10 protein-coding genes are annotated in these 14,247 nt (G+C 74.5%); 7 read left to right on the top strand and 3 right to left on the bottom strand.

Features of this window, described 5'->3' with window-relative positions; all coding sequences use genetic code 11:
• Positions 1 to 84: 84 nt before the first annotated feature.
• The 3 genes from AC3YO9_RS03130 to AC3YO9_RS03120 form a co-directional block, all read right to left on the bottom strand.
• Positions 85 to 900 (bottom strand): mycofactocin-coupled SDR family oxidoreductase, encoded by an 816-nt coding sequence (locus AC3YO9_RS03130; protein WP_127784275.1) that lies wholly within the window; start codon positions 898 to 900, stop codon positions 85 to 87.
• A gap of 191 nt (positions 901 to 1,091) precedes the next feature.
• The gene (locus AC3YO9_RS03125; protein ID WP_489982093.1) at positions 1,092 to 2,876 is read right to left on the bottom strand and encodes a putative bifunctional diguanylate cyclase/phosphodiesterase; all 1,785 of its coding nucleotides are present in this window, start codon (positions 2,874 to 2,876) and stop codon (positions 1,092 to 1,094) included.
• A complete protein-coding gene (locus tag AC3YO9_RS03120; RefSeq protein ID WP_489982092.1) occupies positions 2,860 to 5,985 on the bottom strand; it encodes an EAL domain-containing protein in 3,126 nt (1,041 codons plus the stop codon). The genes AC3YO9_RS03125 and AC3YO9_RS03120 overlap by 17 nt, the downstream gene beginning before the upstream one ends.
• 187 nt (positions 5,986 to 6,172) lie before the next feature.
• Between AC3YO9_RS03120 and AC3YO9_RS03115 the strand changes: the two genes are divergently transcribed.
• The 7 genes from AC3YO9_RS03115 to AC3YO9_RS03085 are packed head-to-tail and all read left to right on the top strand — an operon-like array spanning position 6,173 to position 14,151.
• Complete coding sequence (locus AC3YO9_RS03115) at positions 6,173 to 6,622, top strand: holo-ACP synthase (protein ID WP_489982091.1); 450 nt, start codon at positions 6,173 to 6,175, stop codon at positions 6,620 to 6,622.
• Positions 6,619 to 6,885 (top strand): acyl carrier protein, encoded by a 267-nt coding sequence (locus tag AC3YO9_RS03110; protein ID WP_241249314.1) that lies wholly within the window; start codon positions 6,619 to 6,621, stop codon positions 6,883 to 6,885. Before AC3YO9_RS03115 ends, AC3YO9_RS03110 begins: the two co-directional genes overlap by 4 nt.
• 1 nt (position 6,886) lies before the next feature.
• The gene (locus AC3YO9_RS03105) at positions 6,887 to 8,035 is read left to right on the top strand and encodes an acyl-CoA dehydrogenase family protein (protein WP_489982090.1); all 1,149 of its coding nucleotides are present in this window, start codon (positions 6,887 to 6,889) and stop codon (positions 8,033 to 8,035) included.
• Positions 8,032 to 8,988 carry an amino acid--[acyl-carrier-protein] ligase gene (locus AC3YO9_RS03100; RefSeq protein ID WP_489982089.1) on the top strand — a complete coding sequence of 319 codons (957 nt, stop codon included), beginning with the start codon at positions 8,032 to 8,034 and terminating at the stop codon, positions 8,986 to 8,988. The genes AC3YO9_RS03105 and AC3YO9_RS03100 overlap by 4 nt, the downstream gene beginning before the upstream one ends.
• Positions 8,989 to 8,993: 5 nt before the next feature.
• Positions 8,994 to 9,971, top strand: coding sequence for a DUF1839 family protein (locus AC3YO9_RS03095; RefSeq protein WP_489982088.1), 978 nt, complete (start codon positions 8,994 to 8,996; stop codon positions 9,969 to 9,971).
• The gene (locus AC3YO9_RS03090; protein WP_489982087.1) at positions 9,968 to 12,445 is read left to right on the top strand and encodes a glycoside hydrolase family 2 protein; all 2,478 of its coding nucleotides are present in this window, start codon (positions 9,968 to 9,970) and stop codon (positions 12,443 to 12,445) included. Before AC3YO9_RS03095 ends, AC3YO9_RS03090 begins: the two co-directional genes overlap by 4 nt.
• Complete coding sequence (locus tag AC3YO9_RS03085; RefSeq protein WP_489982086.1) at positions 12,442 to 14,151, top strand: serine aminopeptidase domain-containing protein; 1,710 nt, start codon at positions 12,442 to 12,444, stop codon at positions 14,149 to 14,151. Before AC3YO9_RS03090 ends, AC3YO9_RS03085 begins: the two co-directional genes overlap by 4 nt.
• Positions 14,152 to 14,247: the final 96 nt, after the last annotated feature.

The raw sequence follows: 14,247 nt of genomic DNA, 5'->3' as shown, positions 1-14,247 counted from the left end.
CCGCGCTTGGCGCGTCTGCAAGTACCACCTACTCAGCACGGCGGCCCCGCACCCTCCACGGTGCGGGGCCGACTGCGTGCGGGGCTAGCGGACCAGGTGGCCGAGGTCGACGGGCAGCTGGATGCCGGTGACGTGCCGGGCCTCGTCGGAGGCGAGCCACGCCACCGCGTTGGCGATGTCTTCGGGCTGGCTGATCGGGTCGGACAGCGCGTTCATGAACATCGGTGCCAGCGTGTGCGCGTGCTCGGCGATGTAGGGCGTCATGTCGGTGGGCCGCATCCCGCTGTCCACGCCGTTGGGGTGCACCGTGTTCACCCGGATGTTGTGCTGGCCCAGCTCGTTGGCCATGGTCCGGGCCAGCCCGACGATGCCGTGCTTGCTGGCCACGTAGTGCCCGACGAAGGGCAGCCCGCGCAGGCCCGCCACCGAGCTGGTGAAGATCATGCTGCCGCCGGTGCCCTGCTCGAGCAGGATCGGGATGGCGGCCTTGGCGGTGTGGAAGACGCCGGTGAGGTTGATGTCGATGGTCTCCTTCCACTGCTCGGCAGTGATCTCCCAGGAGTTGGCGGCGGAGCAGACCCCGGCGTTGGCGATCACCACGTCCAGGCGGCCCAGCTCGGCGACCCCGGCCTGCAGCGCCGCGGACAGCCCGTCGAAGTCCCGGACGTCGGCCTCGGTGGCGATCATCCGCCGCCCGGTGGCCTCCACCAGGCGCACGGTCTCCTTGAGGTCGGCGGAGGTGGCGCCCTCGTAGATGGTGGAAGGCAGCTTCTCGCAGATGTCGATGCCGATGATGTCGGCGCCCTCCTCGGCCAGCCGCACCGCCTCGGCACGTCCCTGGCCGCGGGCGGCTCCGGTGATGAAGGCGACCTTGCCGGTGAAGCGCTGCATCGAGGGCATGCGGGGTAGACCTTTCGCGAGACGGCGGGTGCAGGTGCCGGCTGCGAGCTCGCCGGGCCGTGGCGGACGCTACGCCGGGGCCTGGGCGGGCCTGGGGCACTTCCCGCTCGGTGGGACAGGTCACACTCGATGGGTGACCTCGGACAACCCGGCCGGGACAGCCGGGCCGGGACGGGGCTCGCCGCGGGAGGTCAGACCGGGGTGGCGACGTCCGCCGTGGTGCGCCCGAGCAGGGCCACCAGCTCGGTGGCGGGCATCGGGCGGCCGTAGTAGTAGCCCTGCGCCATCGGGTAGCCCAGCGCCGCCAGCGTCTCCGCCTGGTAGTCGTCCTCCACGCCCTCGGCGATCACCTCGATCGTCAGCGCCTTGGACAGCGCGGCGATGGCGGTGAGCACGGCGGGGACGGGCTCGCCGCGCTGCAGCGTGGAGACGAAGGCGCGGTCCAGCTTGAGGAAGTCCCGTGGCAGGTCGTCCAGGCGGCTCAGCGAGGAGTACCCGGTGCCGAAGTCGTCGATGGCCACGCGCACGCCGAGGGCGCGCAGCTGCTTGAGCAGGTTGACCGCGTGCACCGCGTCGGGCACCAGCACGCTCTCGGTCACCTCCAGCACCAGCTGCTCGGCCGGCCAGCCCGTGCTGGCGAGGACGTCCTGCACCCCGTGCAGGTAGCGCGAGCTCATCAGCTCCAGGCCGGAGACGTTGACGTTCAGCCGCAGCGCCACCCCGGTGGCGTCCTGCATCCAGGCCGCGTCGGAGCAGGACTTGCGCAGCACGTGGTGGCCCAGGGCGTGGATGCAGTCATCGCGCTCGGCGATGGCGATGAACTGGTCCGGAGTGATGCCGGGGTAGCTGCTGCTGCGCCAGCGGGCGAGCGCCTCCATGCCCACCACCACGCCGGTGCGCAGATCCACGACCGGCTGGTAGTGCACGTCCAGGGCCCCGGTCTCCACCGCGGCGCGCAGCTCCACCGCCACCGGTGAGCGGCGGGTGCGCTCCACCACCACCCGGCTTCCGCCGTCCTTCTTGGCCCGGTACAGCCCGGCATCGGCCCGGCCCACCAGCAGCGACGCCGACTCCCCGGCCTGCCAGGTGGTGACGCCCGCCGAGCAGGCGTGCTGGGGGAGCGCGGCGCGGACCTGCTCGACCACCGCGGCGGCCTCCTCCTCACCGCAGCCGAGCAGCAGGGCGAACTCGTCGCCGCCGAAGCGGGCGATGGCGTGGTCGGGTCCGACGACCTCGCGCAGCACGGTCGCCACGGTCTGCAGCACCGCGTCGCCGGCGGCGTGCCCACCGGTGAGGTTGACCAGCGAGAAGCGGTCCAGGTCCAGCAGCGCGAGGGTGAGCGGCTGGCCGGTGAGCCGGGCCTTGTCCACCGCGGCGCGCAGGTAGCGGTCGAAGCCGCGGCGGTTGTGCAACCCGGTGAGGGTGTCCACGTCGGTCTGGTCGGCCAGCCGCATCAGCCAGTGCTGCAGGTACCCGATGATGACCACGATGGCCGCGACCACCAGCCCCGCCCAGCGCTGGGTGTCCCCGTCGGCCCAGGTCACCCCGATGCAGGAGGCCACCGCGCTGAGCAGGTGCACCACCACCCACCAGCGAGAGAAGAAGAACACCACCGCGGCCACGAAGACGTTGCAGCACAGGATGGAGATGGCGGGTGCACCGCCGCCGCTGGTGTGCGCCCCGACGCCCAGCAGGAGCACGCCCAGGGAGACCAGCGGGTTGAACGCGGCTCGGCGCAGCCGGTCGCCGCACAGCAGCAGCGCGGTACCCACCACCACCGCGACCCCCGCCACCACGTACAGGGTGCCGAGGGAGGCGGCCTGGTTGTGCGGGACGAGCGCGGCCAGGCTGACCAGCAGGCCACCGGCGGAGAAGAGCAGGCCGAAGGCGCGGGCCATCACCATCGGGGTGGCGATCACCGGGTGTCGGCGCTGCCGCCGGTGCCAGGCGCTCGCGGAGTCAGGCCAGCGGGGCACGGCTCACCTCCTGGGCGCTGGGGCGCAGGTGCCCCACGAGGAAGGGCCGCCCCAGCTGGTCGGCCACGTGGTACAGGTTCAGCTCGCTGGGCACCGAGCTGCCGTCGGCGTGCAGCAGCACCAGCCCGCCGCTGATCTCGGTGCCGCCGCCGGTGCGGGCCTGGCGCAGGTGCGCGGCCACCTCGTCGTGGGTGTCCGGGTGCACCAGCTCGTGCAGCCGCAGGCCGACCAGCTCCGCCGCGCCCCGGCCCAGCAGGCTGGCCAGCGCGGTGTTGGCCTGCAGCACCGTGCCCTGCGGGGACAGCGCGAGCGCCCCGTGCGGCAGGGCGTCGAACGCCCGGCGCAGCAGCTCGGCGCGGTTGACCAGCGCGGTCTGGGCGTGCACCCGGTCGGTGACGTCGACGGCGGTGGTGGACAGCCGGCGCAGCCCGCCGTTGCCCGGCTCGCGGATGGGCCGGAAGGCGACGTCCACCCAGGCCACGCTGCCGTCCTTGCGCACCAGCGGGTGGGTGCGGGTGCGCTCGGCGGCGGCCAGGTCGCCGGAGGCCAGCTGGTCGCGGTGCGGCTGGGGCACCAGGTCCAGGGCACGGGTGCCCATCAGCTCGGCGGGCTGGTAGCCCAGCAGCTCCACGCAGTCGGCGGAGACGTAGGTGATCAGGCCGTGGTCGTCCAGCAGGGTGGTCAGGGTGCCGGCACCGTGGCGCTGGGTGGGCCCGGCGGTGATGAGGTGGCGCACCGCCCGGTCACGCGTGTCCAGCAGGGTGGCGCTGACCGGCCCGCCGAGCAGGTGTCCCTGCGCGACGTCGCAGCCCAGCGCCGCCAGCTGCTCCAGCTGGGCGTGACGGTCCACGCCCTCGGCGCACACCCGCAGCCCCAGCGCGTGGGCGGCCTCGATGATGAGCCGGGTCAGCACCGCGTCGGTGGGGCTGGTGTCCACGTGCGAGACGAGGTCGGCGCCGATGTGCACGCAGTCCAGGGGCAGGTGCCGCAGCAGGGTGACCGAGGAGTGACCGGCGCCGTAGCCGTCCACCGCGATCAGCACGCCCTGGGCCTGCAGCGTGTGCAGGGTGTCGGCGACGGTCTCCTGGTGCGCGCTGGTCCCGGTCTCGGAGACCAGCAGGCACAACCGCTCGGCGGGCAGCCCGGTCTCCTCCAGCGTCGCCATGACCAGCGCGGGCAGCGCCGGGTCCTCCAGCTGGGCCGGGCGCACCCGCACGCTGAGCACGGCGGCCTCGGTGTCGTCCAGGCGAGCTCGCGCGGCGATGTCGCGGCAGGCCTGGCGCAGCACCCACTCGCCCAGCGGGCCGATCAGCCCGGTGCGCTCGGCCAGCGGCACCAGCTGGTCGCTGGGCATGGCCTGGCCCGGGTGCTGTGGCCAGCACGCGCCGGCAGTCACGCCCTGCACCTGGCCGCTGACCAGGTCGACGCTGGGCTGGTACTGCATCGTCAGGGCATCGGTGTCCAGCGCGTCCTGCAGGCGCCGGCCGGCGGCGGGGTCGTCGGCCCAGCGGCGGTTGCGCGAGCTCACCGGCGGCTTGATGCGCTCGGTGTAGACCTCCGCCCGTCCGCGGCCGCGCGACTTGGCCCGGTACATCGCCAGGTCCGCCTGGTGCAGCAGCACGTCCAGCGGCGGCGGGTCCTGGTGCGCGGTGGGCACGGTGGTGACACCCACCGAGGCGCCGATGGTGACGAGGTGGGTGTCCACCAGGAACGGCTGTGCCGCGGCCCGCACCACCCGCTCGGCCACCGACAGCGCCTGCTCGGTGGTCAGCGGCTCCACCATGAGCAGCGCGAACTCGTCGCCGGCCAGCCGGGCGGGCACGTCGTCGGGACGGCAGGACTCGCGCAGCCGACGCGCGAACTCCACCAGCACCGCGTCGCCCACGGTGTGCCCGTAGTCGTCGTTGACCGACTTGAAGGAGTCCAGGTCGATGTAGAGCAGCACCGGGTGCACCGCCTGTGCGGAGTCGGCGGAGCGGTCGGGGGATGCGGGAGACCGGGTGAGGTGGGCGGTGCGCTGCTCCAGCAGGCTGCGGTTGGCCAGGCCGGTCAGCGCGTCGCGCAGCGCAGCCTCGGCCAGCTCGGCGTTGACCCGGGCCAGCTCACGGGCGGCGCTGGACTCCTCGACGACGGCACGCAGCAGCTGCTCGCGCAGCAGGGCGGTGGCCAGCCCGGTGTCCGCGCTGAGGGCGAGCTGCTCGGTGAGCGCACGCTCGTGGTTGGTGAAGCCGCGGGGTGCGGCGTCGCTGTGGGCGACGGTGAGCAGCGCGGCGGGGGGCTCGCCCACGGCGACCGTCAGGTACGAGCAGATCCCCGCGCTGGGGTCGAGCGGGTAGCCCAGCGGGTTCTCCGTGGCGTCCTGCACGCAGCTCGGCAGCTGGTGCCGGTGGTCCCACTGCCGCCGCATCACGTCGTCGAGCAGCGCGGTGTCCAGGGTGAGCCCGGGCGGCCCGGACACGCGCAGCCTGCCGTCGGGCAGCCAGATCACCGCTCGGGCGCATCCCAGGGCCTCCCGGGACACGTCCGCCACGGCGGCGAGCGCGTCCTCCACGCTGCTGGTGGGCCCGCTCCGGTCGCTGAGCACCCGCCGAGCGGTGAGGATCTCCAGCTCGTCGGCCAGCGGCTTGGCGGCGGGCACCTCGCGCACCTGTCCGGCGGCGGCGCCGGCGATCTCCACCAGCTCCACGTCGGTGCGCTCCAGCAGCGCGGCGTGCGGGTCGTCGGTGCCGAACACCACGACCAGGTCGTCGCTGAGCCGCACCACCACGGCGGCCCGGGCGAAGTAGGGACCGAACACCCGCTGCGGCCGGGAGTGGTGGAACACCCGCACCGCGCCGACCGCCAGGTGACGCTCCGGCGGGTCGCTCCGCGGGTCCAGCCACAGCCCGCCGGCCCAGCGCTCGCCGGCGCCGACCCCACCGACCAGGCGGAAGCGCGGCTCTGCGGACCCAGCGCCGTGCTGCGAGGTCCCGCGGCGCAGGACGAGCAGGTCCTGCGCCCCGAGCACGCCGGCGAGCCGGTCCAGCGCGGCGGTCTCGGCGACCGCCTCCAGGCGCAGCGCGCGCGGCACCGTGCCCGGGGAGGACGGCGCTGCGGACGAGGGGCCCATCGGAGTCTCCTGTGCTTGGGACAGCTGCTGGGTCCAGCGTCGTCGCGGCTTTACCCTCAGTAATCGGCCGGGTGTCGCGAAAGTGAAGCGCGGTGCGCCCCGCGACAATTCACCGATCTCAACCCTATAGTCAGGGCGGGGCAGGGGTGGTTTCGGACATCGGGGGCGGGCTGAGGTGCAGTGTCGAGTGGGGTGCGACCTGCAGTCGGTCGGCGAGGTCGCCGACAGCGTCGCCACCTTCGGCAGGCGCTACCTGGACCGGGTCTACACCGCCGGTGAGCTGGCGGCCTCGGGCGAGCGCCCCGAGCGCCTGGCTGCCCGCTTCGCAGCCAAGGAGGCGGTGGCCAAGACGTTGCGCACGGCCGACGCCGCGCTGCCCTGGCCCAGCATCGAGATCGTCAGCGATCCCGGCGGCTGGTGCGGGGTGCGCCTGAGCGGTGCGGCGGCGGCACTGGCGCGCGCCCAGGGCCTGGGCGAGTTCGAGGTGTCGCTGTCGCACACCAGCGAGCACGCGATGGCCGTGGTGCACGTGCCGGTTCGCTCAGGACGGGACGCACCCGTGCCGAAGGAAGCAGGGACGGCACTGGTGGTCCAGCAGGACGACCAGCACGAGCGCAAGGCGGAGGACCAGCTGTGACGGCGGACGAGCAGATCGCGGACGAGCAGATCATCGTGGACGTGCTGCGCGAGCACGGCAAGGTGCCGATCTCCAGCGCGGGCGTGGATCCCGACGCCGACCTCTACGCGCTGGGGCTCACCTCGCACGCCAGCGTGAACGTGATGCTCGCGCTCGAGGACGCCTTCGACATCGAGCTGCCGGACCGGTTGCTGCGCAAGTCCACCTTCGCCAGCGTCGGGGCCATCCGCAGCGCCGTGCAGGAAGTCCGCGGGGCTGCCTGAGATGGGCACTCCCACCGACGCCGCCAGGTCCATCGCCGCCACCGTGGTGCGCGAGCACGCGGAGGAGGTGGACCGCGACGCCCGCTTCCCCCAGGAGGCGGTCACGGCGCTGCGCGAGGCTCGGCTGATGTCCTGCGCGGTGCCGGTGGAGCTGGGTGGGGACGGCTGCTCGCTGGGCGAGGTCGGTGCCGTGGTGCAGGCCCTGGGGGAGCACTGCGCCTCCACCGCGATGATCTTCGCGATGCACCAGATCCAGGTGCTGTGCCTGGTGCGCCACGGCGGCACCGAGGCGGCCCGCCAGCTGCTGCAGCAGGTGGTGCGCGAGCAGCTGCTGCTGGCCTCGGCCACCACCGAGATCGGCATCGGTGGCGACGTCCGCTCCAGCAGCTGCCACGTCGCCGACGGCGGTGCCGGCCGGGTGGTGCTGACCAAGAACGCGCCGGTGATCTCCTACGGCGAGCACGCCGACGTGGTGCTGGCCACCGCCCGGCGCAGCAGCGACAGCCCGCCCAGCGACCAAGTGCTGGTGGTGTGCCCCCGGGCCGACCTGCGCCTGGAGCCCACCGGCACCTGGGACACGCTGGGCTTCCGCGGCACCTGCAGCCCCGGCTTCCTGCTGCACGCCGACGTGCCGGCCGAGCTGGTGCTGCCCGAGCCCTACGCCGAGGTGTCGGCGCAGACCATGCTGCCGGTCTCGCACGTGCTGTGGGGCCACGTGTGGCTGGGCATCGCGGTGGCCGCCACCGCCCGGGCCCGCCGCTACGTCCAGCAGGCCGCGCGGCGCACGCCGGGCACCATGCCCCCTGGCGCCGTCCGCCTGGTGGAGCTCACCGCGCTGGTGCAGCAGCTGCGCGACCTGGTGACCGGCGCCGCGCAGCGCTTCGACGACGCGCCGCTGGGCTCGGACGTGCTCACCAGCATCGGCTTCGCCGTGGCCATGAACAACCTCAAGGTCACCGCCTCTGGGCTGGTGGTCGACGCGGTGGGCCAGGCCATGCTGATCTGCGGCATCTCCGCCTACCGGGAGGACAACGAGTTCCGCCTGGGCCGGCACCTGCGCGACGCGCACGGCGCCGCGCTGATGGTGAACAACGACCGCATCATCGCCAACAACGCCCAGCTGGTGCTGGTGCACCGAGGTACGTCATGACCCTGGATCCTGACCCGAGCACCACCGTCGCCGACGTCTCCGCGCTGGCGGCGGCGCACGGCGACTTCCGCACCGAGCTGGTGGGTGCCGGGCTGCTGGTGCCCACCTCCGTCCCCGGCCTCTACGGGCGCTCCGGCGTGTTCGAGGACGTGGTGGAGGGCATCGACGTGGTGGTCCGTGCCGCCGGTCCCGGTGCCGCCGCGGACCGCTACCGCTTCCCGCCGGTGTTCCCCCGCGACAGCTTCGAGCGCACCGACTACATCGCCTCCTTCCCGCACCTGACCGGCGCGGTCAACACCTTCGCCGGGGACAACCGCGCGCACGCGGCGCTGCTGGCTGCGCGCGCGGACGGGCAGTCCTGGGACGGCTGGCTCACCCCGGCCGACACCATGCTGGTCTCCGCCGCCTGCCACCCCGCCTACGCCATGCTCGCCGGCACGCTGCCGCCGGAGGGCCGGCTGCTGGACGTGCACGGCTACTGCTTCCGGCACGAGCCCGCCGTGGACCCCGCCCGCATGCAGGCCTTCCGGATGCACGAGTTCGTCACCGTCGGCACCGCCGAGCAGGCGGCGGCCCACCGCGAGCAGTGGATCGGCCGCGGCCTGCAGGTGCTGGCCGACCTGGGCCTGGCCGCCGAGGCAGTGGTGGCCAACGACCCGTTCTTCGGCCGGGCCGGTCGCATGCTCTCGGCCAACCAGCGCGAGGAGAACCTCAAGACCGAGCTGGTGGTGCGCCTGTACGGCGACCTGGACGCGGGCACCGCGGTGGTGTCGTGCAACTGCCACCGGGAGCACTTCGGCGCTACCTTCGGCATCAGCACCGCCGCCGGGGACGTCGCGCACAGCGCCTGCGTGGGCTTCGGCATGGAGCGCATCGCCCTGGGCCTGTTCCGCACCCACGGCCTGGACCCCCGCGGCTGGCCGGCGCCGGTGCGGGCCCGGATGCAGCTGTAGGCGTCATGTCTCCCGCCATCGCACCCGACCTGCGGCTGCTGCCGCTGGACGCCGACACCTACCGCTGCCACCGGCTGCACGCAGGGGAGCGCGCCTGGTCGGAGACCAGCTGCTACGTGGACCTGTGGGTGGAGCTGCTGCACGCCCTGGGCCACGACCCGGTGCCCGCGCTGGCGTCGGTGCTCAGCGCCGACCACGACGGTGCACAGTGGACCTTCCTCAAGCCGGCCCCCGAGGACCTGCGCCGGCTCTACGGCATCGACGTCGACGAGCTCAACGTGTGGCGCAGCGTGCTCGAGCACGTCGTCGAGGCCCTCGGACAGGGCCGGCTGCTGACGGTGGAGGTGGACTCCTGGTGGCTGCCCGACACCGCCGGCACCACCTACCGCGCCGAGCACGGCAAGACCACCGTGGTGGCCAACCGGGTGGACTCCGCCGGGCAGGTGCTGGAGTACTTCCACAACGCCGGCTACCACCGGCTGGCCGGCGAGGACTTCCGCGGCCTGTTCCACCTGGACGGCACCGACCCGCGGGTGCTGGTGCCCTACGTGGAGCAGGTGCGCCTGGACCGGGTGCACCCGCCGGAGCCCGTTCCGGTGCGGGCGGTGGTCCGCGAGCACCTGGCCCGGCGCCCCGAGCACAACCCGGTGGCCGCGCTGGGGACCGCGGTGCGCCGCGACCTGCAGTGGCTCACCGGCGGTGGGCTGGAGCTGTTCCACCGCTGGGCCTTCGGCGGCCTGCGCCAGTGTGGGGCGGGGGCCGAGCTGGCCGCCGACCTCACCACCTACCTCGGTGCCGAGGCGGGTGTCGCGGGCCTGGAGGCGGCCGTGGAGAGCTTCCACGCGGTGGCCACCGGAGCCAAGAGCGTGCAGTTCCGGCTGGCCCGCGCCGCGCGGGGACGGACGGTGAGCGTGGACGCCGAGCTGGACGCGATGGCCGCGCACTGGGCCGCGGCCACCACCACTCTGGCGGAGCAGGTGTGAGCACCGACCTGCTGGCCGACCGACCCTGGCGCTGCGCCGCCACCGCACCGGGCGCGGCGCTGAGCCCGGCGGAGCTGGCCGGGCTGGACCTGCACTGGTACCCCGCCACCGTGCCGGGCACCGCCGCCGCTGCCGTGCGCGCCGCCGAGGGACGCGACGCCGCTTTGGCCCGCGACTACGACGCGCAGGACTGGTGGTTCGTCACCACCCTGGGCGAGGCGGTGGGTGCGGGCCCGTGGACGCTGCACGCCCTGGGCCTGGCCACCGTGGCCGAGGTGTGGGTGGACGAGTGCTGCGTGGCGCGCTCGGAGTCGATGTTCACCACCACCACCGCCACGCTGGACACGCTGGTGCCGGGAAGCGTGCTGGCCCTGCGCTTCGCCGCGCTGCGCCCGCTGCTGGGCGTCTCCCGGCGACCCCGTGCCCGCTGGCGCAGCCTGCTGGTGGACGAGCAGAACCTGCGGTGGTGGCGCACCAGCCTGCTCGGCCGCGCCCCGCTGCTCACCGGCACCGCTGCGGTGGTGGGCCCGCACCGTCCGCTGACGCTGCACCGGCGCCCGGACCTCGAGGTGCTCAGCCGCGACCTGCAGACCAGCGTGCGCGGCGACACCGGGGTGCTCGAGGTGCGCGCCCGGCTGCGCGGCGCGGAGCGGCTGCGCAGGGCCACCGTGCGGGTGGGGGCGCACCAGTCCACGGTGGACCTGGAGCACGTCGGTGACGAGGCGGTGCTGCACGCGGTGGTGGAGGTGCCGGCGGTGGCGCGGTGGTGGCCGCACACCCACGGCGACCAACCGCTCTACCCGGTGCTCCTGCACCTGGGCGAGCGGGAGCTCGACTGGGGCACCGTGGGCTTCCGCGACGTGCAGGTTGGCACCGACGACGGCGGCTTCGCGCTGTCGGTCAACGGCGTGGCGGTGTTCTGCCGCGGCGCCTGCTGGACGCCGCTGGACCCGGTGGGCCTGAGCAGCGACCCCGACGCGCTGCTTGCCGCCCTCACCGCGGTGCGCGAGGCCGGGCTGAACATGCTGCGCGTCACCGGGACGATGACCTACGAGGAGCCGGAGCTCTGGCGGCTGTGCGCCGAGCTGGGCCTGCTGGTCTGGCAGGACGCCATGCTCGCCACCCTCGACCCGCCCGCCGAGGAGCACTTCGAGGCGCTGCTGCGCACCGAGGTGGAGCAGCTGTGCACCGCGCTGCAGGGCAACCCGGCGCTGGCCGTGCTCTCCGGCGGCAGCGAGACCGAGCAGCAGCCCACCATGCTCGGCCTGGACGCCACCCGCCGCCGCGTGCCCGCGGTGCACGAGCTGGTCCCGGCGGTGGCGCAGCGGCTGCTGCCCGGCGTGCCCTGCGTCAGCTCCAGCCCCTCCGGCGGTGCGCTGCCCATCCACGTGGGCACCGGCGTGGCGCACTACTTCGGCGTGGGCGGCTACCTGCGCCCGCTCACCGACGTCCGCACCGCCGGGGTGCGCTTCGCCGCCGAGTGCCTGGCCTTCGCCACCCCGCCCGAGGCCGCCGCCGTGGAGCGCGAGTTCGGCTCGGCCGCGGTGGCGGGGCACCACCCGCGCTGGAAGGCGGCAGTGCCCCGCGACCACGGCGCCTCCTGGGACTTCGAGGACGTCCGCGACCACTACGTGCGCACCCTGTTCGGGGTGCAGCCCGCCGAGGTGCGCCGCCACGACCCCGCGCGCTACCTGGACCTGGGCCGGGCCGCGGTGTGCGAGGCGGTGCAGGCCTGCTTCGAGCACTGGCGACGGGCCGACTCCGGCTGTGCCGGCGCCCTGGTGCTCACCCTGCGTGACCTCGAGCCCGGCGCCGGGTGGGGCCTGCTGGACTCCACCGGCGCCCCCAAGGCGCCCTGGTACGTGCTGCGGCGGCTCAGCGCCCCGGTGGCGGTGAGCATCACCGACGAGGGCCTGGACGGGCTGCGGGTGGACGCCTGGAACGACCGCCCGCAGGACCTGCCGGGCGTGCTGGTGGTGACCGCGCACCAGCGGCTCGGGGCGCGCCAGGTGCTGGCCGAGACCGACGTGGTGCTGCCCGCCCACGGCGGCGGCACCTGGGGGGTGGACGCGCTGGTGGGGACGTTCCTGGACCTCAACCACGCCCACGGCTTCGGCCCGCAGACCTACGACGCGCTCACGGTGCAGCTGCGCACCGCGACCGGCAGCACCCGTGCGGTGCGCCTGCTCGGTGGTGCCGACCGTCCCCTGCAGACCGACGTGGGCCTGGCCGCCACCGCCACTCGCGACGGCGACGGCGGGTGGGCGCTGGAGATCAGCACTCGGGGCACCGCCCAGCACGTGCACGTCGACGTGGCCGGCTTCCTGCCCGAGGACTCCTGGTTCCACCTGGGCGCCGGGGACCGGCGGGTGGTGGCGCTGCGGCCGACGGGCCCGGACGCCCCGGCCCTGCCCGCCGGCACCGTGGGAGCACTCAGCTCGCTCACCGCTGCCCCCGTGGTGCTGCCGCGATGAGCGCCCACCCCACCTGGTTCGGGCCCGAGGCCGCCCCGTTGCTGGGCGTGCTGCACGTCCCGGACGACGCGACCGCCCGCGGCGCCGTGGTGCTGTGCCCGCCCCTGGGCAAGGAGCACACTGACTCCTACCGCGGTCTGGCCCTGCTGGCGCAGCAGCTGTGCGCCGCCGGCGTGGTGGTGCTGCGCTTCGACTACCAGGGCACCGGTGACTCTGCGGGCGAGCCGGCGGACGACTCGGTGCAGCGCTGGCTGGACAGTATCGCCACCGCGGTGGCCCACGTGCGCTCCACCGGCGTGGACCACGTCGCGCTGGCCGGGCTGCGGGTGGGGGCGCTGCTCGCCGCTGCCGCCGTGGCGCGCTGCGGGGAGCTGGCCGGGCTGGCGCTGTGGGACCCGGTGACCAACGGCCGCAGCTTCCTGCGCCACCAGCGCACCCTGTACCGGCTGACCATCGGCACCGACGTCGCCGAGGACGGCATGGTCTCGCTGCCCTTCACGCTGCTCGCCCCGGGCGCCGTGGCCGAGCTGGGCGGGCTGCGGCTCACCGTCCCGGAGCCCGCGGGCGGACGACCGCTGCCGGTGCTGGTGGCGGCGCGGCCCAGCGCCGCCGACGACCAGGCCCTGGCCGCGCTGGCCGCTCGCCCCGAGACCACCCGGGTCACGGTGCACGAGCACGAGGGCTTCCTGGAGCCCACCACCTCCATCGTGCGCATCCCCGCCGACAGCGTCGCCGCCGTGGCCCGGTGGCTGCTCGGCGTGCTGCCCGCGCAGCGACAGCCGGTGGTGGCCCAGGCACAGACGTCGGCGGTGGTGGCAGTGACGCCGGACGGCGCCGCGGTGCGGGAGAGCCTGCACCGACGTGGACCCCACCAGCTGTTCACCATCGTCACCAGCACCGACCACCCGCCGCGGCGCTCGCTGGTGCTCAACAGCCTGGGCTCGCACCACCGCATCGGGGCGGGTCGGATGCACGTGGACCTCGCCCGGTCGCTGGCCGCTGAGGGCGTGGAGGTGATCCGCTTCGACCGCAGGCTGACCGGGGACACCACCGAGGTGCGCGCCGACGAGCTGGCCCCGATGTACGCCCAGGTATGTGTGCAGGACGCCCGGACGGCGGCAGGCACGGTGCGCAGCGCCGCCCGGGACACGGTGGTGGCCGGGGTGTGCGCCGGTGGATGGATGGCTGTGCACGCCGCGGCGGCCGGTGACGCCGGCACCGTGGTGGTGCTCAGCCCCACCATCTGGGGGCTGCGCAGCCAGGAGCGCTACCGGGAGGCGGAGCTGGCTGCCGCGCAGCAGAGCGGGCCGGACGAGCAGGGCCCCGCACCGGTGTCGGCCACTCGGCGACACCAGGTCAAGCAGCTGCTGCGCCGCCGCCTGCCCTACCCGCTGTGGCTGCTGCTCGGCCGGGCCGGGGTGACCCAGGTGCCGGAGGTGGCCCTGGCGCGACTGCTCCGGGCTGGAGTGGACGTCACGGTGGTGCTCACCCCGGCCGACCACACCTGGTTCGTGGAGCAGCGCGGTCCCGAGGGGCTGCGCCGGCTGCACCGTCGGGGTCTGCGGCCCCGGGTGGTCATCGGCGCGGAGGGCGACCACAGCCTGTTGCACCGCGGCATGCGGGAGCAGTCCGTGACCGAGGTCCGCCGCGCCGTGCTCGCTCACCTTCGCCGGCAGGACGCCGATGAGGACGCTGCACCGGTGTGACGGTCCGCCCCCTGCCACGCGGGTCAGGCAGGCTGGCGCAGGTGAGTGGTTGCGCGACAGTGCCGCTCACCTGCAGTTCGCAGTAGGCTGCCACCG

It is taken from the genome of Rhodococcus sp. Z6_132, assembly GCF_058133635.1.
This window is presented reverse-complemented; position numbering and strand designations above follow the sequence as displayed.

Excerpts from the sequence above, each read along its gene's own strand:
- AC3YO9_RS03105 (WP_489982090.1), top strand. The coding sequence starts at position 6,887 with ATGGGCACTCCCACCGACGCCGCCAGGTCCATCGCCGCCACCGTGGTG.
- AC3YO9_RS03095 (WP_489982088.1), top strand. The coding sequence starts at position 8,994 with ATGTCTCCCGCCATCGCACCCGACCTGCGGCTGCTGCCGCTGGACGCC.
- AC3YO9_RS03085 (WP_489982086.1), top strand. The coding sequence starts at position 12,442 with ATGAGCGCCCACCCCACCTGGTTCGGGCCCGAGGCCGCCCCGTTGCTG.
- AC3YO9_RS03100 (WP_489982089.1), top strand. The coding sequence starts at position 8,032 with ATGACCCTGGATCCTGACCCGAGCACCACCGTCGCCGACGTCTCCGCG.
- AC3YO9_RS03130 (WP_127784275.1), bottom strand. The coding sequence starts at position 900 with ATGCCCTCGATGCAGCGCTTCACCGGCAAGGTCGCCTTCATCACCGGA.
- AC3YO9_RS03120 (WP_489982092.1), bottom strand. The coding sequence starts at position 5,985 with ATGGGCCCCTCGTCCGCAGCGCCGTCCTCCCCGGGCACGGTGCCGCGC.